The sequence below is a fragment of the Burkholderia sp. ABCPW 14 genome, from assembly GCF_001523835.1.
Taxonomy (GTDB): Bacteria; Pseudomonadota; Gammaproteobacteria; order Burkholderiales; family Burkholderiaceae; genus Burkholderia; species Burkholderia mayonis.
In genome coordinates this window covers 43,489-65,374 of the sequence record NZ_LOVS01000111.1, presented here as the reverse complement: position 1 = coordinate 65,374, position 21,886 = coordinate 43,489, and the positions used below count along the sequence as shown (strand labels likewise).

Sequence of the window (21,886 nt, the reverse complement as noted above, 5' to 3'; positions counted from 1 at the left end):
CGCGCTTGACTTGAATTCAAGCGGCGACGAGCTTGAGCGCTTCGTCGAGCGACGCCGGATCGAACACCGACGCACCGACCAGATTGGCATCGATGCGCTTCGTGAGGCCGGCCAGCACCTTGCCCGGACCGCACTCGATCACGTGCGTCACGCCCTGCCCGGCGATGTGCTGCACGCATTCGACCCAGCGCACGGGACCCGCCGCCTGGCGCACGAGCGCATCCTTGATCGACGCGGGATCGGACGCCGCCGCGACGTCGATGTTGTTGACGACGGGAATCTGCGGCGCTTTCACATCGACGTTCGCGAGGTATTCGCGCAGCTTGTCGGACGCGGGCATCAGCAGCGACGAATGGAACGGCGCCGACACCTGCAGCGGCAGCGCGCGCTTCGCGCCCTTCACCTTCGCAATCTCGCAGGCTTTCTCGATGCCCGCCTTCGTCCCCGCGATCACGACCTGCGCGGGCGCATTGAAATTCACCGCTTCGACGACGCCGGCCGCCGACGCCTCTGCGCACACCGCGCGCACCGTATCGTCGTCCAAGCCGAGAATCGCCGCCATGCCGCCTTCGCCCACGGGCACGGCCGTCTGCATCGCCTGCGCGCGGAAGCGCACGAGCGGCAGCGCATCGCGGAACGCGATCGCACCCGCGGCAACGAGCGCCGTGTATTCGCCGAGGCTGTGGCCGGCGACGATCGACGGCCGCGCGCCGCCCGCCTGCTGCCACGCGCGATAGCACGCGTACGCGGCCGTCAGCATCACGGGTTGCGTATTCGTCGTCAGATTGAGTTCGTCAGCCGGGCCGTCGGCGATCAGCTTGCCGATGTCCTGACCCAGCGCGTCGGACGCTTCGTCGAGCGTCTCGCGCACGACGGCGACGTCGGCGAACGCATTGAGCATGCCGACCGATTGCGAGCCCTGGCCCGGAAAAACGAATGCAAATTTCATATCGTCCCCAATTGAATCGATTCAAGCGGCGCGCACGGACCGTGCGCGCCGATGGGATGCGGAGAAGATCCGATCAGAAGCGGAAGACCGAGGCGCCCCACGTGAAGCCGCCGCCGACGCCTTCGATCAGCACGTGCTGGCCGCGCTTGATGCGGCCGTCGCGCACCGCGACGTCGAGTGCGAGCGGAATCGACGCGGCGGACGTGTTGCCGTGCTCGTCGACGGTAACGATCATGCGTTCCTGCGGCAGGCCGAGCTTGCGGCACGTGCTTGTCATGATACGGATATTGGCCTGGTGCGGAATCAGCCAATCGACCTGTTCCGGCGCGAGATCGGCCTTCGACAGTGCTTCGACCGCGACCTTCTCGAGCACGTTCACGGCGAGCTTGAAGACGGCCTGGCCGTCCATGTGCAGGAACGCGCTGCCCGCGATGATGCCGCGGTTCACGTTGCCCGGCGTGCAGAGGATGTTCGAGTAGCTGCCGTCCGCGTGCAGTGCGCTGCCGAGGATGCCCGGCGCTTCGGACGCCGACAGCACGACGGCGCCCGCGCCGTCGCCGAACAGCACGCAGGTCGTGCGGTCCTTGAAATCGAGGATGCGCGAGAACGTCTCCGCGCCGACGACGAGCGCCGTGCGGTGCTGGCCGGCGCGAATGAGCGTGTCGGCGATGGTCAGCGCGTACGCGAAGCCGGCGCACACCGCCTGCACGTCGAACGCGGCGCCGTTGTTCTTGATGCCGAGCTTGTTCTGCAGCAGGCAGGCCGTGCTCGGGAACACGAAATCGGGGGTCGACGTCGCGACGATGATGAGGTCGATCGACTGCGGATCGACATCGGCCGCCTCGATCGCGCGCTGCGCGGCGACGAGCGCGAGATCGCTCGTCGTGACGTCCGGCGCGGCGAAGTGCCGCGCGTGGATGCCCGTGCGCGCGACGATCCACTCGTCGCTCGTCTCGATGCCGTCCTTCGCGAGCCGGCCGGCAAGGTCTTGATTCGTGACGCGGTCGGGCGGCAGGTAGCTACCCGTGCCGAGCACGCGGGAATAGAGGGTCGATTGGGCCATTATGTCTTCGAGGAAAGCGCGGCGGAGGGCTCGGCTGGCTGGCCTGCGGACGGGCTCGCCTGCCCCGCCCCGTCCGCGTCGCGCCCGCTTTCGCCGAGCGGCGCGGCGTTCTCCGCCATCGCTCGCGAAAGGCGCTCCAGCACGCCATTTTTGACGGCATCATACCCGCGTTTGATCGCCCACTCAAACGCGTACGCGTCCGCGGAGCCATGGCTCTTGATGACGAGGCTGCGCAGCCCGAGCAGCGCCGCGCCGTTGTATTGACGATGATCGACGCGCTTCTTGAAGCGCAGCAGCACGGGCAGCGCAAGGAGCGCCATCAGCTTCGACAGCAGCGAGCGGCTGAACTCTTCCTTGATGATGTCCGCGAGCATCTGCGCGAGGCCCTCGGACGTCTTCAATGCAACGTTGCCAACGAAGCCATCGCAGACGATCACGTCGACGGTGCCCTTGTAGATGTCGTTGCCTTCGACGTTGCCGCGGAAATTCAACGTGCTCGCACGCAATAGCTCGCCTGCGCGCTTGATTGTTTCGTTCCCCTTGATGATCTCCTCACCGATGTTGAGGAGACCGATCGTCGGCCGCTCCTTGCCCTCGAGCGCCGCGACGAGCGCGTGCCCCATTTCGGCGAACTGCAGCAGATGCTGCGGCTCGCAGTCGACGTTCGCGCCGAGGTCGAGCATCATCGTGTAGCCCGTCGGATTCGGCAGCGCGAACGCGATCGCGGGCCGCTCGATGCCAGGCAGCGTCTTCAGCACGTAGCGCGACACCGCCATCAGCGCGCCGGTGTTGCCGGCGGAGATGCACGCCTGCGCCTCGCCTTCCTTCACGTGATTGAGGGCGACGCGCATTGAAGAGTCCTTCTTCTTGCGCAGCGCCACTTCGACGGGGTCGTCCATCGCGACCACTTCGGTGGCCGGCGCGACGGACAGCGCAGGCTCGTCGAGCGCCTTGCACTTCTTGAGTTGCGCACGGATCGCGCTTTCGATGCCGACGAGCATCAATTGCGCGTCGGGATGCGAGCGAACGAACTTGACTGCCGCGGGAACGGTCACGGACGGGCCGTGGTCGCCTCCCATGCAATCGATTGTGAGCTTTACAGTCATGGAATGCGACGAATTTCAGGCACAAAAAAGCGGCAGTTGAATGCCGCCTTTTTGTTGAGCCAGGAAAGTGTCAAGCGAACCGGTTGTCGCGCGCGGCGCCCGAATGGCCATCAGACGCGCGTCACGGAGACGGATACGCTTAGTCGTTCTTCGTCTTGACGACTTTCTTGCCGCGATAGTAGCCGTTCGGGCTGACGTGGTGACGCAGATGCACTTCACCCGTGCTCGGCTCGACGGCGAGCGGCGAGGTCGTCAGGAAATCGTGCGAACGGTGCATGCCGCGCTTCGACGGCGACTTCTTGTTTTGTTGAACTGCCATGACTAACTCCTAAAAATTTTCCGAATTCTAACACAGCCCGATCCGGCGCTTGCTACCCCGGCCCTGCGGCCTCACGCCTTCCCGCGCCCCAACCCAACTGCCTAGTGTTTGTTGCCGTCCCCGCCCTTTTTCAGCGCTTCGAGCGCCGCGAACGGATTCGGCCTGTCGCTTTCGCCCGCCGCTTCGTCGGACGTATCGTCCGTATCGGCCGCGGGACCGCTCGCGCCCGATACGAGGCTTTCGTGCACCGCCGGACAGACGTCGTGCCTCGGCACGAGCGGCAGCGAAAGCAGCAACTCCTCTTCGATCAAGCCCATGAGATCGAACTGGCGCGAACCGACGATCACATCGACTTCATCTTCGTCGAGCGGGAATTCGTCCGCCTCTTCTTCGGTGGCGACGATCCGGTACACGACGTCGATATCGAACGACTGCTGGTACGGCGTCATGCAGCGCTGGCACTCGAGCCACGCGGCGCCGTGCAGCGCAAGACGCAGATAAGGCTGCGCCCCCTCGGTGCCGTCGTCCTGCAGTTCGGACTGCGTCGAGCCCTCCGCCTGCCAGGTCAATACCGTATCGCGGTCTGGCGCGTCCGCCGGCACTTCGTTTAACATGCGCGGCAACTGCGAGAGCCGGACGGCACCCGCCGCCTGCCGAGCGCTGCGTGCAAATTCGAACAGATCGATCGCGTGTGGATCGAGCGAAACCGCAGGCTTGCCTGAGGACGGGTTCATGTGCGCTCCTGCCGTATCTGCCGTATCAACCCTTGGTACAACTCGTTCGGTTCGTGCAGGCAGCCTGCGCCCCCCGCGTCCCGCGCGCCGATGCCTGACGCATCCGGCGGCGCTGTCGGGCGCTCGCAAAACCCCTGCCGATGAAAAGCGCAAGAGGATACCTGTTTTATCTTTTCGAGTCAAACACTTAAGACTTCGCCCGACACCACCCCGCGACGCGCCCGCGTGCCGCGCGGCAACGGCGATCCCTCCACCCCGGATCTTTCGAACCGACCGACACCCGACGCCATCATGCCGGACAACCTTTCCAGCCCGCCGCGGCTGATTCTCGCCTCCAGCTCGCGCTACCGGCGCGAACTCCTCGAACGCCTGCGCGTGCCGTTCGACGTCGTCACGCCCGACGTCGACGAAACGCCACTGCCGGACGAAACGCCGTCCGCGACCGCGCTGCGGCTCGCCGCCGCGAAGGCGCGCGCCGCCGCCGAACGCGCGAATTCGCCGCACGGCGCGCTCGTGATCGGCTCCGATCAGGTCGCGACCTTCGACGGGCTGCAGATCGGCAAGCCGGGCTCGCACGCGCGCGCGCTCGCCCAGTTGCAAGCGATGCGCGGCCGCGAAGTCGAATTCCACTGCGCACTGTGCCTGTACGACAGCCGCTCCGGTGCGACGCAAGTCGAGGACATCGTGACGCACGTGCGATTCCGCATGCTGACCGACGCCGAACTCGACGCCTATTTGCGCGCGGAGACGCCGTACGACGTCGCGGGCAGCGCGAAATCGGAAGGGCTCGGCATCGCGCTCCTCGACGCAATCGACTCCGACGATCCGACCGCGCTCGTCGGCCTGCCGCTCATCGCGCTCACGCGAATGCTGCGCGCGGCCGGCTACCCGCTCTTCGGCGCGCCGGCGCCGGCTGCCACGGGAGCGGATGGACGATGACGGCAGGCACCCTCTATCTGATTCCGAACACGCTCGGCGAAGGCGACGCCGCGATGCTGGCGGCCGTGCTGCCCGCCGCCGTGCAGGCGCGCGCCGCATCGCTCGGCTATTACATCGGCGAAAACGCGAAGACGACCCGCGCGTTCCTGAAGAAAGTCGGCGCCGAACGGCCGATCCAGGAAATCGAGATCCGCGAGCTGAACGTGAAGACGCCCGCGGGCGAGATCGACAAGCTGCTCGCGCCGGTGCTCGTGGGCGCCGACGCGGGACTCGTGTCGGAAGCCGGCTGCCCGGCCGTCGCCGATCCCGGCGCGCTTCTCGTGCGGCGTGCGCACGAGCGCGGCGTGAAGGTCGTGCCGCTCGTCGGGCCGAGCTCGATCCTGCTCGCGCTGATGGCGTCCGGCCTGAACGGCCAGAGCTTCGCGTTTCACGGCTACCTGCCCGTCGACGCCGCCGCGCGCGCGAAGCGCCTGCGCGAACTCGAGCAGCAGTCGCGCAAGGCGAATCAGACGCAGATCTTCATCGAGACGCCGTATCGCAATCACGCGATGCTCGATACGCTCGTCGCGACTTGCGCGCCGTCGACGCTCGTGTGCGTCGCGGCCGACCTGACGCTGCCGACCGAGATGATCGCGAGCCGGCCGGCCGGAGCATGGAAAAAGGCGCCTGTGCCCGATCTGCACAAGCGCCCCGCGATTTTCCTGCTGCTCGCGAATTGAGCGTGAGCGAGCCGCGCCGTCAGCGCAGCTTCAGCTCGCTGCCGGCGACGGCCGCCTTCAGCGCGGCGTTGCCGACCGCCGCGCCGAACCGGCGCGCGACGCGGTTGGTCAGGCTTTCCTTGACCGTGTAGTCGACGAGGTCGGGCGCCTTCAGCACGTCGCGCGCGACGGTGTCGGTCGTCCCGTAATCGTCGGCGAGGCCGAGCTCGATGCTCTTCGCGCCCGTCCAGAAGAGCCCCGAGAAGATGTCCGGCGAGTCGTGCAGCCGTGCGCCGCGGCCATCCTTCACCGCCTTGATGAATTGCGCGTGGATCTCGTCGAGCATCTCCTGCGCGTGCGTGTCCATCTTCGGCGTCTCCGGCGAGAACGGATCGAAGAAGCCCTTGTTCTCGCCCGACGTGTGCAGGCGCCGATCGACGCCAAGCTTGCCCATCAGCCCAGTGAAGCCGAAGCCGTCCATCAGCACGCCGATCGAGCCGACGATGCTCGCCTTGTCGACATAGATCTTGTCCGCCGCCGACGCGATGTAGTAGCCGCCCGACGCGCACATGTCGGTGACGACGACGTAGAGCGGCTTCGCCGGATATTTCTTGCGCAGCCGGCGGATCTCGTCGTAGACGATGCCCGCCTGCACCGGGCTGCCGCCCGGGCTGTTGATGCGCAGCACGACGCCTGCCGTGCCGGAATCCTCGAACGCGCTGTCGAGCGCGGAATTGATGTCCTCGGCATTCGCGTTGGTGCTCGCGGCGATCTCGCCGTCGATCGTCACGACCGCCGTGTGGCGGCCGCTCGCGAGCTTGCCGCCGTCGCCGGACACGCTGAAGAATGCAAAGACGAGCGCGGCGAGCACGAACAGGAACGCGAATCGGAAGAAGATCTTCCAGCGCCGTGCCGCGCGCTGCTCCTTGATCGCCGCGAGCGCGATGCGCTCGAGCGCGGCGCGCTCCCAGTTCGGTTCACGGGCGGCGGCGCCCGCCGCGGATCGGGACGACGAATCGGGAGGGTTGATTTGATCGGACATGCGTGAAAGTCAGTGGTCAGAGGAGGCGGGACGCAGTTCGCCGTCGGGCAGCCAGAACACCGCGCGGCCGTCGGGCGTGTCCCGCTCGTCGACCTGAACGGCGCGCAGCCGCGCGCCGCGGCACGGGCCGCCGACGCACTTGCCGGTGTCCGGCGTATAAATCGCGCCGTGCGTCGCGCACATCAAGTATAAGCCCGACGATTCGAAGAACTGTCCCTCGGCCCAGTCTAGTTCCATCGGCACGTGCGCGCAGCGGTTCAGGTAACCGTACGCGCGCCCCGCGTAGCGGACGAAGAACACGACGACGGGCTCGCCGCGCAGCGTCGCGTCGATCCGCACGCCCGCGCCGCCGTCGACGAGCGCGTCGGCGGCGCACACGAAGCGGGCGTCGTCGCCGCCCGTCATGCGTGCTCTCGCAGCCAGCCGGCAAGCGACGCAACGTCCGGCGCGACGAAGCGCGGCGACAGCGCCGCGAGCGCGTCCGCCGGATGCGCGCCGTACGCGACGCCGATGCCCGCCGCGCCCGCGCTCGCGGCCATCTGCAGGTCGTGCGTCGTATCGCCGATCATCACGGTGCGCGCCAGATCCTGCCCCAATTCGCGCGACAGCTCCTGCAGCATTGCCGGGTGCGGCTTCGAGAACGTCTCGTCCGCGCAGCGCGTGCCGTCGAAAAGGCTCGTCAGCTTCGCCTGGTCGAGCGCGCGGTTCAGGCCGACGCGCCCCTTCCCCGTTGCGACGGCGAGCAGGTAACCGGTGTCGCGCAGTTCGTCGAGCATCTCGCGCACGCCGGTGAAGAGCTCGATCCGCTGATCCTTGACGAGATAGTGGAAGCGGTAGCGCTCGGCGAGCCGCGGATAGTCGACGGGATCGAGGCTCGGCGCGGTGACGGCGAGCGCGTCGCGCAGGCCGAGCCCGATCACGTAGCGGGCGGCCTCGTCGGACGGCATGGGCAAGCCGAGATCGTGGCACGCGGCCTGGATGGACTGCGCGATGTGCGCGGTCGAATCCATCAGTGTGCCGTCCCAGTCGAAGACGATCAGATCAAATTGCTGTCGGGCCATGCGTGTCATGCGGTATCGCGCAAGTCGGTGAGTTGGTCGAGAAATTGCCGGCACTCGGCGGGCAGCGGCGCGTCGAACTGCAGCGGCTCGCCCGTTAGCGGATGCGCGAGGCGCAGCCGGTGCGCATGCAGGAACATCCGCTTGAGCGACGGCACCGCGTTCGCGCGGGCGAGCGCCTTGTTCAGCGCGAATTCGCCGTACTTCGCGTCGCCGACGATCGGCAGGCCGAGATGAGCGAGGTGCACGCGAATCTGATGGGTCCGACCCGTTTTGAGTTCCGCTTCGACGAGCGCGTAGCTCGGCCAGCAGTCGACGAGATTGAACACCGTATGCGACGGCAGTCCGTCTTCCTGAACCCGCACGCGCCGCTCGCCGTCGGGCGTCGAGTACTTGAACAGAGGCGCCTTCACCGCGCGGCGGCGGCCCCAGTCGGGCGCCCACTCGCCGTGCACGCACGCGAAGTAGCGCTTGTCCATCCGGTTTTCGCGGATCTGCTCGTGCAGCCCGACGAGCGCCGAGCGCTTCTTCGCGAGCATCAGGATGCCCGACGTCTCTCGGTCGAGCCGGTGCACGAGTTCCAGGAACTTCGCGTGCGGCCGCGCATGACGCATCTGCTCGATCACGCCGAACGCGACCCCGCTGCCCCCGTGCACGGCGACGCCCGCCGGCTTGTTGAGCGCGATGATCGCGTCGTCCTCGAACAGGATCTCGAATTCCGCGGCGGGCACGGGCCCGGGCCCGGCTGCGCGCGCGAGGTCGGCCGCCGCGACGCGCACGGGCGGCACGCGCACGACGTCGCCGTGCGCGAGCCGGTATTGCGCGTCGACCCGGCCCTTGTTCACGCGAACTTCGCCGCTGCGGAGGATCCGGTAAATATGACTCTTCGGCACGCCTTTGCAGACGCGCAGGAGGAAATTGTCGATGCGCTGACCGGCGGCGCCGTCGTCGATCTCGATAAGCGAAACCTGACCGCTTGCGACCGAATTATGGGATTTTTTGCCTAACTCATTCATACTGAATATAATTTTGCGCAGCCTTCCGTAGCGGAGCGGCCTGATCGGCCGGTTTTCGGGCGGACTGCACGAGGCGCAAGCGCAAACTGTTATTTTACTTGCGCCCGGGGCGTGCTGCTCGTCCTCATGAATGAAAGCAGCAAGTTGCACGCACGGCACCCCGCTCAGGCAGGGATCGCGCCCACAGGCGGATTCGGTCCGAGCCGTGCCGCGGTAACGGAATGTTGGACAAAAAGAATTTGTAGGAAGCTGCGGCGCGGCGCGATGTAAGCCCGACGCAGCTCCCTGTTGCGAATAGAACGGCGTGCGCCCGATGTGGTTCCGCAATAGCGCGGGACTTGGCGACGTCAAAACCAAGGAAGGACACCCCAGGCGGGAAAGTCGGGCTGGATTCGATACTCCCCGCTGCGGCCGAGCCGCAGCATATGCCGCCATCCGGCGCCGCGCGCACTTTGCGCCGCGCCACGCGGCTGTGCCCGGTCGGAGGCTTAGCGCGCCCAGTGGCGCGCGGAGTGTCGACGCCGTGTGCTTTGAAGCCGTGTTCGCAGGCGCCCTCTGGCCGCCGCCCCGTCGTATGGGCGCGCGCCTCATCAGGCCATTCTCCCGCCATCGTTCCCGCTCCAGCGTGCTTGTGACAACACAACAAGGCGCGGCCTGCCGTCGTCCCGCGTTCCGTCTGACAAGCGAAGCGCGCCGCCGACAGAACCGCCTGGAGTCGTTCAATGAAACGCATGCTGTTCAATGCGACGCAGCAGGAAGAACTGCGCGTCGCCATCGTCGATGGTCAGAAGCTCATCGACATCGACATCGAAACCGCCGGACGCGAACAACGCAAAGGCAATATCTACAAGGGCGTCGTCACCCGCATCGAACCGTCGCTCGAAGCCTGCTTCGTCAACTACGGCGAAGACCGCCACGGCTTCCTGCCGTTCAAGGAAGTCGCCCGCCAGTACTTCAAGGAAGGCGTCGACATGCGCTCCGCGCGCATTCAGGACGCGCTGCGCGAAGGCCAGGAGCTGATCGTCCAGGTCGAGAAGGAGGAGCGCGGCAACAAGGGCGCGGCGCTCACCACGTTCATCTCGCTCGCCGGCCGCTACCTCGTGCTGATGCCGAACAACCCGCGCGGCGGCGGCGTGTCGCGCCGCATCGAGGGCGACGAGCGCCAGGAACTGCGCGAGACGATGGCGCAGCTTCAGATCCCCGACGGCATGAGCATGATCGCCCGCACCGCGGGCATCGGCCGTAACGCCGAGGAACTGCAATGGGACCTGAACTACCTGCTGCAGCTCTGGCGCGCGATCGAGGCGGCGTCGCAAAGCGGCCATCCCGGCCAGCCGATGCTGATCTACCTCGAATCGAGCCTCGTGATCCGCGCGATCCGGGACTATTTCCAGCCGGACATCGGCGAAATCCTGATCGACACGACCGAGATCCACGATCAGGCCCGCGCGTTCATGGACATCGTGATGCCCGACAATGTCGGCAAGGTGAAGCGCTATCACGACGACGTCCCGCTCTTCTCCCGCTTCCAGATCGAGCACCAGATCGAGACCGCGTACTCGCGCACGGTGCCGCTGCCGTCGGGCGGCGCGATCGTGATCGATCACACCGAGGCGCTCGTCGCGATCGACGTGAACTCGGCGCGCGCGACGAAGGGCGCCGACATCGAGGAGACCGCGACCCGCACGAACCTCGAGGCGGCCGACGAAGTCGCGCGCCAGCTCCGTCTGCGCGACCTGGGCGGCCTGATCGTGATCGACTTCATCGACATGGAGTCGGCGAAGAGCCAGCGTGAAGTCGAGCAGCGTCTGAAGGACGCACTCAAGCACGACCGGGCACGCGTGCAGATGGGCAAGATCTCGCGCTTCGGCCTGATGGAGCTGTCGCGCCAGCGCCTGCGCCCGGCGCTGTCCGAAGGCAGCCACGTCACCTGCCCGCGCTGCAACGGCACGGGCCACATCCGCGACACCGAATCGTCCGCGCTGCAAGTGCTGCGGATCATTCAGGAAGAGGCGATGAAGGAGAACACCGCGGCGATCCACTGCCAGGTGCCCGTCGAGGTGACCGCTTTCCTGCTCAACGAAAAGCGTCAGGAAATCAACAAGATCGAGTCGCGCTTCAAGGTCGGCGTCGTGCTGATCCCGAACAAGCATCTCGATACGCCGCACTACAAGCTCGAGCGCCTGCGTCACGACGATGCGCGCCTCGACGATCCGCGCGCCTCGTGGAAGATGGCCGAGGAAGCCGCCCGCGAGCTCGAGGCGGAAACCGGCTACAGCAAGCGCGCCGAGGAAACGAAACCGCGCCAGGAAGCGGCCGTCAAGGGCATCACGCCCGAACGCCCCGCACCGAGCCCCGCGCCACAGCGCCAGCCCGCACCGGAGGCGGCGCCGCTTGCCGTCGCGCCGGCAAGCGGCGGCTTCGTCAAGTGGCTGAAGAACCTGTTCGGCATGCAGCCGGCCGCGGCGCCCGCACCGGCGCCCGCTGTCAAGGAACCGGCCGCGCGTCCGGCGCGCGAGCGCGGCGAACGCGGCGAGAAGGCCGAGCGTGGCGGCGATCGCAACCGCAACCGTCGCGGCAGTGGCGGCGCGCAGCAGACAGGCGGACGCGACCAGGCCGCTGCTGGCGGCGGACGCGGTCAGGCCCCGCGCGCCGAGCGCGAAGCCAAGGAAACCCGCGAACCGCGCGAAGGCCGCGAGGCCCGTGAAGGCCGCGAGGCCCGAGAAGGTCGCGAAGGGCGCGAAGGGCGCGGCGGCCGGGATAATCGCGAAGGCCGTGAAGGCCGCGAAACCCGTGAGCCGCGCGAGCGCGCGGAGACGGCCGATGCCGCTGAAGCGCCGCGCAGCGAGCGCCGTGAACGCGGCGAGCGCCGCAAGCCGGTCCCGCACGTCGCAACGCTCGAAACCGTGCACCGCGGCGAAAGCGCCCACGCGGAGCCGACCGAGCAGCCGGCTCACGCGCCCGGCGCGGAAGCCGGCGTCGAAGCGGATTTGAACGCTCGCGACGGCGAGGAACGCCGCCGTCGCCGCCGCGGTCGCCGCGGCGGCCGCCGCGAGCGTGACGACGAAACCGCAGGTGCAGCACAAGCGGCGGAAGCCGGCGAAGGCGTGACGGCCGAAACGGCCGCATCCGCAGCCGAAGCGCCGCAAGGCTTTGCGCCGGTCGCCGACCACGAACCGCAGCACGCCGTACAAGCGGGTGCAGGCGTGGCGGCGGTTGCTGCCGCGGCAGTCGCCGCGGAAGCGATCGCTCACGTCGAGAGCGGCGTGAAGGTTGAGCCGCAAGCGGCCGCCGAAGCGCCTGCCGCTTCGGCCGAGCCGATCACCACGGCGCCGGCTCGTGCCGTCGAAGCGCCTGCGGAAGCCGCTCCGGCTGCGACGCATGCCGAACCGGCTCCGGTCGAAAGCGCGCACGAGCAAGCCGCACCTGTCGAAGCTCCGCCCGCTGAAGCCGTGCCGGCCGAGGCGCCTGCCACGGAAGCGTCCGAAGCCGCCCCGGCGGTTGCTCCGGCCCCGATCGCCGAGCCGGCCCCGGCCGTCGAGCCGCAGCCCGCGCCCGCTGCAGTCGCCCCTGCCGAGGCAAGCGTCACGCACGAGCCGGCTGCCGTCGCCGAGGCACAAGCGCCGTCGGCGGCCCCCGCCCAAGCCGTCGCACCGGCTGCGGCAGCCGCCGCGATCGCGGCCGTGCCGAGCGCGAGCCTCGAAACGGTGCTCGAATCCGCCGGCCTCGTCTGGGTCAACACGGACACGGACAAGCTGCGCGCTGCGCAAGCCGCCGCCACGCAGATCGCGCCGCCCATCCGTGCGCCACGCGAACGCAAGCCGCTGCCGCCCGTCGACACGACGCCGATGCAGCAAGTCGAGACGACGCACCGCTGATCCGGTCGTCCATCGCACGAAAAAGCCCGCCCCGAAAAGGCGGGCTTTTTTGTCTGTGCTCGGATTCTGCGGGTTTCCATGCCCGGCCCCGCCTGCCGCTTCCAGCTAGAATGGAGGTCTGGCTCATCTTGCAACGCTCATGTCCCGACGCATCATTCCCGTGATCCCGGTCAGCGCAACGCCCGATCTGTCCGGCGCCCTGCTCGCGCCGAGCGGCACGCTGCGCGACGCCTTCGCGCGCCCGTTGCGCGACCTGCGCATCTCGGTCACGGACCGCTGCAACTTCCGATGCGTGTACTGCATGCCGCGCACCGTATTCGGCAAGGACTATCCGTTCCTGCCGCACAGCGCGCTCCTGACGCTCGAGGAAATCGAGCGTCTCGCGCGGCTTTTCGTCGCACACGGCGTCGAGAAAATCCGCATCACGGGCGGCGAGCCGCTCTTGCGCAAGAACGTCGAATTCCTGATCGAGCGCCTCGCACAGATGACGACCGTCGCGGGCCGGCCGCTCGACCTCACGCTCACGACCAACGGCTCGCTCCTCGCGCGCAAGGCGAAAAGCCTGCGAGACGCGGGGCTGTCGCGCGTGACGGTCAGCCTCGACGCGCTCGACGACACGCTCTTCAAGCAGATGAACGACGCCGACTTCGCAAGCGCCGACGTGCTCGACGGCATCTTCGCGGCCCATGCGGCAGGCCTTACGCCCGTGAAGGTCAACATGGTCGTCAAGCGCGGCACGAACGACGCCGAGATCGTGCGGATGGCGCGCCGCTTCAAAGGCACGGGTGTCGTACTGCGCTTCATCGAATACATGGACGTCGGCACGTCGAACGGCTGGAACATGGCCGAAGTGCTGCCGTCCGCCGACGTGATCGCACGCGTCGCCGAGCACTTCCCGCTCGTGCCGCTCGAACGGCACACGTCGTCCGAAACCGCGCAGCGCTGGGGCTACGCGGACGGCAGCGGCGAAATCGGCGTGATCTCGAGCGTCACGCGCGCGTTCTGCGGCGACTGCACGCGCGCGCGGCTGTCGACGGAAGGCAGGCTGTACCTGTGCCTCTTCGCATCGTCCGGCCACGACCTGCGCAGCCTCGTGCGCGGCGGCGCGACCGACGAGCAGATCGCCACCGTGATCGGCCACGTCTGGCAGGCGCGCACCGACCGATACTCGCAACTGCGCGGCAGCGCGCAGGCGAGCGAAGAAGCGGCGGGCGAGGCGAAGCGCGTCGAAATGTCCTACATCGGCGGCTAGGCGCGCCGCCCGCCTCACGCACTCGCCGCTTTCGCGATGCCGCCGCACGCCGCCCCCTCTTCCACGATCACCGGCCTGCTGCTCGCGGGCGGACGCGGCGCGCGGATGGGCGGCGTCGACAAGGGGCTGCAGCCGCTCCACGGCGAGCCGCTCGCGCTGCACGTGCTGCGCCGGCTCGCGCCGCAGGTCGGCGCGCTCGTCATCAGCGCGAATCGTCATCTCGATACGTACGCATCGCTCGGCGCGCCGTTTGATGCGCGTGTCGTCACGGACACGCACACGGACTTCGCCGGCCCGCTCGCCGGGCTCGCCGCCGGCATGCGCGCGGCCGACACGCCGCTCGTCCTGTGCGCGCCGTGCGACTCGCCGTTCCTGCCCGCCGATCTCGCCGCGCGCCTTGCCGCCGCGCTCGACACGCAGCATGCGGACATCGCGTTCGCGACGACCGTCGACGCGCACGGCGACGTCTCTCCGCAGCCGGTCTTCGCGCTCGTGCGCACCGCGCTCGCCGACGATCTGGCTGCGTATCTCGCGTCCGGCGAGCGCAAGATGCGCGCGTGGTACGCACGCCACAAGACGGTCGAAGTGCCGTTTGACGACGAGCGGGCGTTTTACAATGCAAACTCTTTGCGGGACTTAGCCGGCCTCGAACGTCTGTGACGGGCCGCACGTCGTTCCGCGCGCCGCCCGCCGCTCACGACGCGTGCGTTTCACAGCGCGGCGGCCGGGACGCCGGCCCCGAATACAATCCGCCTAGCGGCGCCTCGTCATCGATGACCACGCACACCACGCCTACGCCATCCGCCACGTCCGAGAACGCCGTCGCGCTGACCGTCGACGAAGCGCGCGCGCTCGCGTTGCGCTTCGCCGAGCCAGTCACGCAAGTCGAGCGCGTCGTGCTGCGCGATGCGCTCGGCCGCGTGCTCGCCGACGACGTCGCATCGCCGTTCGACATCCCCGCCTACGACAACGCCGCGATGGACGGCTATGCGTTCGACAGCGCGGCGCTCGCCGCACCGGCCGCCGACGGCACGCTCGAGCTCTCGATCGCCGGCCGCGCGCTCGCGGGCCATCCGTTCGACGGCCCGCGCGTCGCGCCAGGCGCATGCGTGCGGATCATGACGGGCGCGCAGGTGCCCACAGGCTGCGACACCGTGATCCCGCAGGAAAAAGTCGAAACGATGGGCGACGTCGTGCGCTTTCCGGCAGTGGCCGTCGCGCGCGGCGACCACTGCCGGCGCGCGGGCGAAGACCTCGCACGCGGCGCGAGCGCGCTCGCCGCCGGCCGCGTCGTGCGCGCGGCCGATCTCGGCCTGCTCGCATCGCTCGGCATCGCCGACGTCGCGGTGCGCCGCCGCGTGCGCGTCGCGTTCTTCTCGACGGGCGACGAGCTGCGCCTGCCGGGCGAGCCGCTGCGTGACGGCGGTCTCTACGACAGCAACCGCGCGACGCTCGTCGGGATGCTCGCGCGCATCGGCGTCGACACGGTCGACCTCGGCATCGTCCGCGACGATCCCGTCGCGCTCGAGCAAGTGTTGCAGACCGCAGCCGCGCAAGCGGACGCGGTGATCACGTCGGGCGGCGTGTCGGTCGGCGACGCGGATTTCACGCGCGCGCTGCTCGACAAGCTCGGCGACGTCACGTTCGCGAGCGTCGCGATGCGCCCGGGCCGGCCGCTCGCATGCGGCCGCATCTGGGCGAGCGGGCGCGACGGACGGCCCGCGCTCTTCTTCGGCCTGCCGGGCAATCCGGTCGCGGTCGCGGCGACGTTCCTCGTGATCGTGCGAGACGCGCTCTTCGCGATGATGGGCGCCGACGCGCAGCCGCTTCCCTGCTATCCGGCCGTCTGCAGCGCGCCGCTCAAGAAGCGCGCGGGCCGCACCGAATACCTGCGCGGCCACGCGGCGCGCGACGCGGGCGGCGTCTGGCACGTAACGCCCGCCGGCTCGCAAAGCTCGGCGTCGCTCAAGAGCCTGAGCGACGCAAACTGCTTCATCGTGCTCGCGCACGACGCCGCGCGCGTCGACGCCGGCGCGACGGTCGACATCCTGCCGTTCGACGGCGCCATCTGAATCCGTTCTCAGCACTTCCACGGGGCAACTCGCATATGAAAAAACAAATCTCTTCGATCGCGCCGGGGCAGACCGCGAAAGCGCTGATCCTCGTCTATCTGACGTTCAGCGTGCCGATCGTGCTGCTTGGCATTCTCGTCGCGTTCGTGCGCTACGGGCGCGTCGAGCTGAGCACGATCTTCAGCGCGCTGCTCCTGAACGCGATCCTCGGCTTCGTGCTGCTGTGGATTGCGTGCCACGCGTACAACTGGGTCGCATCGCGCTTCGGCGGCATCGAGATCGTGCTGTCGGACGCGCCGGAGGAAGCATGAGCGCCACGGCGAACGAGACGATCTCGATCCGCGCGGCAGCGCCCGCCGACGTCTCCGCGATGCTCTCGCTGATGCGCGAGCTCGCGGCGTTCGAGAAGCTCACGCATCTGTTCGTCGCAACCGAAACCGATCTCGCCGACGCCCTTTTCGGCGCACGGCCGTCGGCCGAGGCGCTCGTCGCGGTGCACGGCGGCGCGATCGTCGGCTATGCGCTCTACTTTCACAACTACTCGACGTTCATCGGCCGCCGGGGCCTGTATCTCGAAGACCTGTACGTGCAGCCGTCGCAACGCGGCGCGGGGCTCGGCGCGCGACTGCTGCGGCGGCTCGCGGCGATCGCGGTCGAGCGCCGCTGCGGGCGCTTCGAGTGGACCGTGCTCGACTGGAACCAGCCGGCGATCGACTTCTATCGGAAGATGGGCGCGGACGTGCTGTCCGACTGGCGCGTCGTGCGCGTGACGGGCGACGCGCTCGCACAGCTCGCGAACGACGCCGCTTAGCGCGGACAAGGCGCGGCTGCCGGCCGACACACGATAACGTGGCTGGCGGCTGGCACGGACGCCCAATCGTCGCGCGAGGCGATGAACGACGGGCCGCTCGGTCGAGGCCGGACTTGACCGCCGCCATTCGATCGAACCGGTCAAGCAAACGGGGCGCACGCGGCGCCCCGTTTTTCATTTGCATGCGCGCTCGGCAATCCGTCCGCCTTTCGCGCGACGCGCACCTCAGCGCTCGTCCGCCTCCGCTCCATCGGCGCCCAACAGACCGCTCGCGGCCTCGCCCGGCAGCGCCTCGACCTCCTTCAGCTTGCGGTTCATCACGCGCGTGCGCTGCTCGGCCGCTTCGATCGAGCGCGTGACCGTCTCGAGCTGCGACTTCGTCCGCGCGAGCACGTCGCCGAACTTGCCGAACTCGGTCTTCACCGCACCGAGCACCTGCCACACCTCGCTCGATCGCTTCTCGATCGCGAGCGTGCGAAAACCCATCTGCAGGCTGTTCAGGAGCGCGGTCAGCGTCGTCGGACCGGCGATCGTCACGCGATAGTCGCGCTGCAAAAGATCGGTCAGGCCCGGGCGGCGCAGGATCTCCGCATAGAGCCCTTCGGTCGGCAGGAACAGCAGCGCGAAATCGGTCGTATGCGGCGGCGCGACGTATTTCTCGGCGATCGTGCGCGCCTCCGCGCGAATCCGCGCCTCGAGCGCGCGCGCCGCTTCCTCGACGGCCGCCACGTCCGCGCGCTCCTGCGCGTCGATCAGGCGCTCGTAGTCCTCGCGCGGGAATTTGGCGTCGATCGGCAGCCATACCGGCTGCGCGCCGCCCGTCTCGCCCGCGTCGTGCCGTCCCGGCAGGCGGATCGCGAACTCGACGCGCTCGCCGCTCTTCGGCACCGTCGCGACGTTCTTCGCGTATTGATCCGGCGTCAGCATCTGCTCAAGCAGCGCCTCGAGCTGCACTTCGCCCCAGGTGCCGCGCGTCTTCACGTTCGTCAGCACCTTCTTCAGGTCGCCGACGCCCGCCGCGAGCGTCTGCATCTCGCCGAGCCCGCGATGCACCTGCTCGAGGCGATCCGACACGAGCTTGAACGATTCGCCGAGACGCTGCTCGAGCGTCGCGTGCAGCTTCTCGTCGACGGTGCGCCGCATCTCCTCGAGCTTCGCCGCGTTGTTCGCCTCGATCTCCTTCAGCCGCGTCTCGAGCGTCGCGCGCACCTCGCCGATCCGGCGATCGTTCGCTTCCGTCAGGTGCGTCAACTGCTGGTTGAGCGTGTCGCCGAAATGCCGCAGCGCCGCGCCCTGCTCTTCGCGCGCGAGCTGCGACTGCCGCTGCAGCGTCTCGCGCATCGCGTCGAACTGCTGCGTGTTGCCCGCGACGAGCTTCACGAGCTGCTGTGCGAAGCCGTCGATCTGGTTGTTCTGCACGGTCGCGACACTCGAGAGCTGCGCGGCGAGCGTCTGCTGCAATTGCGCGAAGTTGCCGGCGAGCTCGGTGCGCGAGTGGCGCGCGCCGTCGACGATCTCCGCACGCAGTTCGCGCTCGAGGCGCTCGGCCGCGTGCGCATGCGCGTCGTTCGCGTCGTCGATCTGCTCGGCGAGCCGCTCGACGCCGTCGCCGCGCGAGCCGCCGCGCAACAGCACGACGAGCGCGACGATGAGCGCCAACGCCAACGCAACGACGGCGGCCAACCACAGCGTTTCGGTCATATGCGAGCCTTTCCCAACACGCCGGGATTGATCGGATTCGGCGGAAGGCCCGCACGCGGCCCTTCGCCCAACGCCGCGATCAGGTTGTCCGCGGCGAGATTCGCCATCGCGCGCCGCGTGCCTTCGCTCGCGCTCGCGATGTGCGGCGTCAGCACGACGTTCGGCACCTCGAGCAACGCCGGATGCACGCCCGGCTCGCCTTCGAACACGTCGAGGCCGGCCGCGGCGATCCGCTTGTCGCGCAGCGCGTCGGCGAGCGCCGCGTCGTCGACGATCCCGCCGCGCGCGATGTTCGTGAGCGTCGCGGTCGGCTTCATCAGCGCGAGCTCGGCCGCGCCGATCGTGTGATGGCTCTCGGCCGAGTACGGCAGCACGAGCACGACGTGATCGGCCTGCGCGAGGAGCGCCGCCTTCGACACGTACTCGGCGTTCAGCGCCGCCTCGATCTCGGGCGCGACGCGCGAGCGGTTGTGATAGATCACGCGCATGTCGAAGCCGCGCGCGCGGCGTGCGATTGCCTGGCCGATGCGGCCCATGCCGATCACGCCGAGCGTCGCGCCGTGGATGTCCGCGCCGAGGAAGCCGTCGTACGACCACTTGCGCCATTGGCCCGCGCGCAGCCAGTGCTCGGATTCGGCGATCCGCCGCGCGGCCGCCATCATCAGCGCCCAGCCGAAGTCGGCCGTCGTCTCGTTCAGCACGTCGGGCGTGTTGGTGCCGAGCACGTGCGCGGCGTCGAACGCGCCGATGTCGAAGTTGTTGTAGCCGACCGCCATGTTCGACACGACGCGCAGCCGCGGCGCGGCCGCGAGCACCGGCGCGTCGATCACGTCGCCTGCCGTCAGCGCGCCGTCCTTGTCCGAAAGACGCGCCTTGAGCGCGTCGGGGGGAAGCGCGTCGCCGTCGTTCCAGTCGACGTCGAAATACTGCTTGAGCCGCTCGATCACGTCCGGAAAGATCGAGCTCGCGACCAGTATTTTCTGCATTGCCGTCTCCGTCATGCCGTGCGGGCGGCGAACGCGCGCATCGCGCCGCCCGCCGCCCGCGCGGCCGTTATCGTCACCCTGCCTGACCGCTGAAGAATACCCATGTCGTCAGCAAGAACACCGGCACGAGGATCGCGAGCGCCCAGCCGAGGTACGCGAAGAAGCTCGGCATCCTCACGCCGCGCGACTCGGCGATCGCCTTCACCATGAAATTCGGCGCGTTGCCGATGTAGCTGTTCGCGCCCATGAACACGGCGCCCGCCGAGATCGCCGCGAGCGTCGTCGCACCCGTCGTCATCAGCGCCTGTGCGTCGCCGCCCGCGAGATTGAAGAACACGAGATAGGTCGGCGCATTGTCGAGGAACGACGACAGCACGCCCGTCGTCCAGAAGTACATCGCGTCGATCGGCTTGCCGTGGGCATCCGTGACGAGATGGACGATCGGCGCGAACACGCCGTCGCCGCCCGCGCGCAGGATCACGATCACCGGCGCGATGGTCACGAAGATGCCCGCGAACAGCTTCGCGACCTCTGCGATCGGCGCCCAGTTGAACGCGTTGCCCTCGCGCGCCGAGCGCGGCGTGATCGCGAGCGACACGAGCGCGACGACGACGAGCGCGACGTCGCGCACCGCGTTTTGCAGCGCCACGTGCGTGCCGAACAAGTCGAACGTGATGCCCGGCTTCCAGAGGCCGCTCATCAGCACGAGCGCGATCACCGCGCCGAGCAGCACGAAGTTGATCTTGCCCTCGATCGACACGCCGTGCGAATCGGGTGTCGGATCGAGGAACGGCTTCCTCTCCTCGCCGCCCTTTCGATAGAAGTACGTATCGACCACGAAGAAGAGCGTGAGCAGGATTCCGCAGATGAAGAGCATCGGCAGCGCGAGATGGGTCGTCGTCCAGAAGAAATCGACGCCGTTCAGGAAGCCGAGGAAGAGCGGCGGATCGCCGAGCGGCGACAGCGAGCCGCCGGCATTCGCGACGAGAAAGATAAAGAACACGACGACGTGCACGACATGCTTGCGGTTGTCGTTCGCACGCAGGAGCGGCCGAATCAGCAGCATCGCGGCGCCCGTCGTGCCCATCACGCTCGCGAGCACGGTGCCGAGCGCGAGGATGCCGGTGTTGAGCTTCGGCGTGCCGTGCAGGTTGCCGCGCACGCAGATGCCCCCGGCGACCGTATAGAGCGACGTCAGCAGCACGATGAACGGGATGTACTCTTCGAAGAGCGCGTGCGTCAATGTGCCGAACGCGGTGCCGAAGCCGAACGTCGCGGCGAACGGGATCAGGAACGCGACCGCCCAGGCCGCGGCGATCTTGCCGAAATGGTGATGCCAGAACACGGGTGCGATCAGCGGGAAGAGCGCGATCGACAACAGGATGCCCGCGAACGGGATCGCCCAGAACGCGGAAAGCGCGGCACCGTCGAGCGTTGCGGCCGATGCGAGCGCGCGAGCGGCGCCTAATGCGCCTCCCAGCGCCATGCCCGCCCAGGCGGCATGTCGTTTCATGTGATGTCCTCTTGAAATACGGGTGGAATACGGCGCGTAATGCAACGCGGGCAACGCGGCGACGGCGGCGTCACGCGTCGCGCACGACGATCGCGTGCACGCGATACGGGCCGTGCGCGCCGAGCACGATCGTCTGCTCGATGTCGCCGGTGCGCGACGGCCCCGACACGAAGTTCACCGCGCGCGGCAATGCGCCGCGCTCCGCGCGGATCAGCGCGAACGCATCCTCGTGCCCCGCGACGATCCGCGACGCGGGCACGAGCGCGATATGGGTTTCCGGCAGCAGCGCGGCGGACGAGCACGTCTTCGGACTAGACAGCAGAACCAGCGAGCCGGTTTCCGCCGTTGCGCAAAAACAGCCGGTGATGCCGACGCGATCGCTGTCGACCGGCTTGCGGAATTCGATCGCGAGCCCCGCGCCCGCCCAGTCGAGCCCGTCGAGCGTCGGCCACGCGATCGCTTGCGTGCCGAGCCCCATCCGGTGCAGATAAGCGGCTGCCGCGGCGGGCGCGTCATGCATCGACGCGACGGTGTCGACAGTCGTCGCGAGCCGCAGCGCCTCGTCGACGAAGCGAGCGACGAGGTCGCCCGCAAGCGGCGGGCGCGGCCCCGCCGGATGGCGCGCGACGTAATCGGCCGCATGCTCGCGCTCCACCTCGGCCAGCTCGGCCGGGCGGCCCTGCGCCGCGCGGATGCGCGCGAGGATGTTGCGGCGGGCAGCCGATGTGTCCATGGACGGTCCTCGTGAC

At 68.5% G+C, this 21,886-nt stretch carries 22 protein-coding genes; 9 read left to right on the top strand and 13 right to left on the bottom strand.

Annotated elements, in window-relative coordinates:
• Positions 1–16: 16 nt before the first annotated feature.
• The 5 genes from fabD to WS62_RS16745 all read right to left on the bottom strand — a co-directional run bounded on the left by fabD (position 17) and on the right by WS62_RS16745 (position 4,171).
• Positions 17–949, bottom strand: a complete 933-nt coding sequence (gene fabD / locus WS62_RS16765; RefSeq protein ID WP_066572813.1) for an ACP S-malonyltransferase — start codon at positions 947–949, stop codon at positions 17–19.
• 73 nt (positions 950–1,022) lie between these two features.
• Positions 1,023–2,012, bottom strand: a complete 990-nt coding sequence (locus WS62_RS16760; RefSeq protein WP_066485429.1) for a beta-ketoacyl-ACP synthase III — start codon at positions 2,010–2,012, stop codon at positions 1,023–1,025.
• A complete protein-coding gene (gene plsX, locus WS62_RS16755) occupies positions 2,012–3,118 on the bottom strand; it encodes a phosphate acyltransferase PlsX (protein WP_066572810.1) in 1,107 nt (368 codons plus the stop codon). The genes WS62_RS16760 and plsX overlap by 1 nt, the downstream gene beginning before the upstream one ends.
• A 139-nt stretch (positions 3,119–3,257) precedes the next feature.
• A complete protein-coding gene (rpmF, locus tag WS62_RS16750) occupies positions 3,258–3,437 on the bottom strand; it encodes a 50S ribosomal protein L32 (RefSeq protein WP_066485423.1) in 180 nt (59 codons plus the stop codon).
• Positions 3,438–3,538: 101 nt separating this feature from the next.
• A complete protein-coding gene (locus WS62_RS16745) occupies positions 3,539–4,171 on the bottom strand; it encodes a DUF177 domain-containing protein (protein WP_066572808.1) in 633 nt (210 codons plus the stop codon).
• A 291-nt stretch (positions 4,172–4,462) separates the two neighbouring features.
• On the opposite strand from WS62_RS16745, the gene WS62_RS16740 reads away from it, so the two are divergent.
• Both WS62_RS16740 and WS62_RS16735 read left to right on the top strand, forming a co-directional pair.
• A complete protein-coding gene (locus WS62_RS16740) occupies positions 4,463–5,110 on the top strand; it encodes a Maf-like protein (protein WP_066572806.1) in 648 nt (215 codons plus the stop codon).
• The gene (locus WS62_RS16735; RefSeq protein ID WP_066572805.1) at positions 5,107–5,829 is read left to right on the top strand and encodes an SAM-dependent methyltransferase; all 723 of its coding nucleotides are present in this window, start codon (positions 5,107–5,109) and stop codon (positions 5,827–5,829) included. Before WS62_RS16740 ends, WS62_RS16735 begins: the two co-directional genes overlap by 4 nt.
• Positions 5,830–5,848: 19 nt before the next feature.
• Here the strand turns inward: WS62_RS16735 and WS62_RS16730 are convergent, their stop codons facing one another.
• The 4 genes from WS62_RS16730 to WS62_RS16715 are packed head-to-tail and all read right to left on the bottom strand — an operon-like array spanning position 5,849 to position 8,819.
• Complete coding sequence (locus WS62_RS16730; protein ID WP_066572798.1) at positions 5,849–6,850, bottom strand: S49 family peptidase; 1,002 nt, start codon at positions 6,848–6,850, stop codon at positions 5,849–5,851.
• Positions 6,851–6,859: 9 nt separating this feature from the next.
• Positions 6,860–7,255, bottom strand: coding sequence for a Rieske (2Fe-2S) protein (locus WS62_RS16725; RefSeq protein WP_066572796.1), 396 nt, complete (start codon positions 7,253–7,255; stop codon positions 6,860–6,862).
• A complete protein-coding gene (locus tag WS62_RS16720) occupies positions 7,252–7,911 on the bottom strand; it encodes an HAD-IA family hydrolase (protein WP_066572794.1) in 660 nt (219 codons plus the stop codon). Before WS62_RS16720 ends, WS62_RS16725 begins: the two co-directional genes overlap by 4 nt.
• Before the next feature lie 5 nt (positions 7,912–7,916).
• Positions 7,917–8,819, bottom strand: coding sequence for an RluA family pseudouridine synthase (locus WS62_RS16715; protein WP_231748324.1), 903 nt, complete (start codon positions 8,817–8,819; stop codon positions 7,917–7,919).
• Between WS62_RS16715 and WS62_RS39035 the strand changes: the two genes are divergently transcribed.
• The 7 genes from WS62_RS39035 (at position 8,787) to WS62_RS16685 (ending at position 16,937) form a co-directional block, all read left to right on the top strand.
• On the top strand, positions 8,787–8,915 hold the full coding sequence (locus WS62_RS39035) for a hypothetical protein (protein WP_269435284.1): 129 nt from the start codon (positions 8,787–8,789) through the stop codon (positions 8,913–8,915). The genes WS62_RS16715 and WS62_RS39035 overlap by 33 nt on opposite strands.
• A gap of 731 nt (positions 8,916–9,646) precedes the next feature.
• Positions 9,647–12,802, top strand: coding sequence for an Rne/Rng family ribonuclease (locus WS62_RS16710; RefSeq protein WP_066572788.1), 3,156 nt, complete (start codon positions 9,647–9,649; stop codon positions 12,800–12,802).
• 139 nt (positions 12,803–12,941) lie between these two features.
• Entirely contained in the window at positions 12,942–14,054 is a 1,113-nt protein-coding gene (moaA, locus tag WS62_RS16705) for a GTP 3',8-cyclase MoaA (RefSeq protein WP_066572786.1), read from the top strand.
• 36 nt (positions 14,055–14,090) lie between these two features.
• On the top strand, positions 14,091–14,714 hold the full coding sequence (gene mobA / locus WS62_RS16700; protein WP_066572783.1) for a molybdenum cofactor guanylyltransferase MobA: 624 nt from the start codon (positions 14,091–14,093) through the stop codon (positions 14,712–14,714).
• Between the two features lie 113 nt (positions 14,715–14,827).
• Entirely contained in the window at positions 14,828–16,126 is a 1,299-nt protein-coding gene (gene moeA, locus WS62_RS16695; RefSeq protein ID WP_066573011.1) for a molybdopterin molybdotransferase MoeA, read from the top strand.
• Between the two features lie 35 nt (positions 16,127–16,161).
• Positions 16,162–16,437 (top strand): hypothetical protein, encoded by a 276-nt coding sequence (locus WS62_RS16690; RefSeq protein WP_010105369.1) that lies wholly within the window; start codon positions 16,162–16,164, stop codon positions 16,435–16,437.
• Entirely contained in the window at positions 16,434–16,937 is a 504-nt protein-coding gene (locus tag WS62_RS16685) for a GNAT family N-acetyltransferase (RefSeq protein ID WP_066572781.1), read from the top strand. The genes WS62_RS16690 and WS62_RS16685 overlap by 4 nt, the downstream gene beginning before the upstream one ends.
• Positions 16,938–17,162: 225 nt before the next feature.
• Here the strand turns inward: WS62_RS16685 and WS62_RS16680 are convergent, their stop codons facing one another.
• The 4 genes from WS62_RS16680 to WS62_RS16665 form a co-directional block, all read right to left on the bottom strand.
• On the bottom strand, positions 17,163–18,638 hold the full coding sequence (locus WS62_RS16680; RefSeq protein WP_066572778.1) for a DNA recombination protein RmuC: 1,476 nt from the start codon (positions 18,636–18,638) through the stop codon (positions 17,163–17,165).
• Positions 18,635–19,624 carry a 2-hydroxyacid dehydrogenase gene (locus tag WS62_RS16675; RefSeq protein ID WP_066573009.1) on the bottom strand — a complete coding sequence of 330 codons (990 nt, stop codon included), beginning with the start codon at positions 19,622–19,624 and terminating at the stop codon, positions 18,635–18,637. Before WS62_RS16675 ends, WS62_RS16680 begins: the two co-directional genes overlap by 4 nt.
• Positions 19,625–19,697: 73 nt before the next feature.
• The gene (locus WS62_RS16670; protein WP_066572776.1) at positions 19,698–21,137 is read right to left on the bottom strand and encodes a sodium:proton antiporter; all 1,440 of its coding nucleotides are present in this window, start codon (positions 21,135–21,137) and stop codon (positions 19,698–19,700) included.
• A 70-nt stretch (positions 21,138–21,207) separates the two neighbouring features.
• Complete coding sequence (locus tag WS62_RS16665) at positions 21,208–21,870, bottom strand: LutC/YkgG family protein (protein ID WP_066572774.1); 663 nt, start codon at positions 21,868–21,870, stop codon at positions 21,208–21,210.
• Positions 21,871–21,886: the final 16 nt, after the last annotated feature.

What these genes read in the sequence shown, in the direction of transcription:
- fabD (WP_066572813.1), bottom strand. Translation starts at nt 949, where the DNA reads ATGAAATTTGCATTCGTTTTTCCGGGCCAGGGCTCGCAATCGGTCGGC.
- WS62_RS16760 (WP_066485429.1), bottom strand. Translation starts at nt 2,012, where the DNA reads ATGGCCCAATCGACCCTCTATTCCCGCGTGCTCGGCACGGGTAGCTAC.
- plsX (WP_066572810.1), bottom strand. Translation starts at nt 3,118, where the DNA reads ATGACTGTAAAGCTCACAATCGATTGCATGGGAGGCGACCACGGCCCG.
- rpmF (WP_066485423.1), bottom strand. Translation starts at nt 3,437, where the DNA reads ATGGCAGTTCAACAAAACAAGAAGTCGCCGTCGAAGCGCGGCATGCAC.
- WS62_RS16745 (WP_066572808.1), bottom strand. Translation starts at nt 4,171, where the DNA reads ATGAACCCGTCCTCAGGCAAGCCTGCGGTTTCGCTCGATCCACACGCG.
- WS62_RS16740 (WP_066572806.1), top strand. Translation starts at nt 4,463, where the DNA reads ATGCCGGACAACCTTTCCAGCCCGCCGCGGCTGATTCTCGCCTCCAGC.
- WS62_RS16735 (WP_066572805.1), top strand. Translation starts at nt 5,107, where the DNA reads ATGACGGCAGGCACCCTCTATCTGATTCCGAACACGCTCGGCGAAGGC.
- WS62_RS16730 (WP_066572798.1), bottom strand. Translation starts at nt 6,850, where the DNA reads ATGTCCGATCAAATCAACCCTCCCGATTCGTCGTCCCGATCCGCGGCG.
- WS62_RS16725 (WP_066572796.1), bottom strand. Translation starts at nt 7,255, where the DNA reads ATGACGGGCGGCGACGACGCCCGCTTCGTGTGCGCCGCCGACGCGCTC.
- WS62_RS16720 (WP_066572794.1), bottom strand. Translation starts at nt 7,911, where the DNA reads ATGGCCCGACAGCAATTTGATCTGATCGTCTTCGACTGGGACGGCACA.
- WS62_RS39035 (WP_269435284.1), top strand. Translation starts at nt 8,787, where the DNA reads ATGACTCTTCGGCACGCCTTTGCAGACGCGCAGGAGGAAATTGTCGAT.
- WS62_RS16710 (WP_066572788.1), top strand. Translation starts at nt 9,647, where the DNA reads ATGAAACGCATGCTGTTCAATGCGACGCAGCAGGAAGAACTGCGCGTC.
- moaA (WP_066572786.1), top strand. Translation starts at nt 12,942, where the DNA reads ATGTCCCGACGCATCATTCCCGTGATCCCGGTCAGCGCAACGCCCGAT.
- mobA (WP_066572783.1), top strand. Translation starts at nt 14,091, where the DNA reads ATGCCGCCGCACGCCGCCCCCTCTTCCACGATCACCGGCCTGCTGCTC.
- moeA (WP_066573011.1), top strand. Translation starts at nt 14,828, where the DNA reads ATGACCACGCACACCACGCCTACGCCATCCGCCACGTCCGAGAACGCC.
- WS62_RS16690 (WP_010105369.1), top strand. Translation starts at nt 16,162, where the DNA reads ATGAAAAAACAAATCTCTTCGATCGCGCCGGGGCAGACCGCGAAAGCG.
- WS62_RS16685 (WP_066572781.1), top strand. Translation starts at nt 16,434, where the DNA reads ATGAGCGCCACGGCGAACGAGACGATCTCGATCCGCGCGGCAGCGCCC.
- WS62_RS16680 (WP_066572778.1), bottom strand. Translation starts at nt 18,638, where the DNA reads ATGACCGAAACGCTGTGGTTGGCCGCCGTCGTTGCGTTGGCGTTGGCG.
- WS62_RS16675 (WP_066573009.1), bottom strand. Translation starts at nt 19,624, where the DNA reads ATGCAGAAAATACTGGTCGCGAGCTCGATCTTTCCGGACGTGATCGAG.
- WS62_RS16670 (WP_066572776.1), bottom strand. Translation starts at nt 21,137, where the DNA reads ATGAAACGACATGCCGCCTGGGCGGGCATGGCGCTGGGAGGCGCATTA.
- WS62_RS16665 (WP_066572774.1), bottom strand. Translation starts at nt 21,870, where the DNA reads ATGGACACATCGGCTGCCCGCCGCAACATCCTCGCGCGCATCCGCGCG.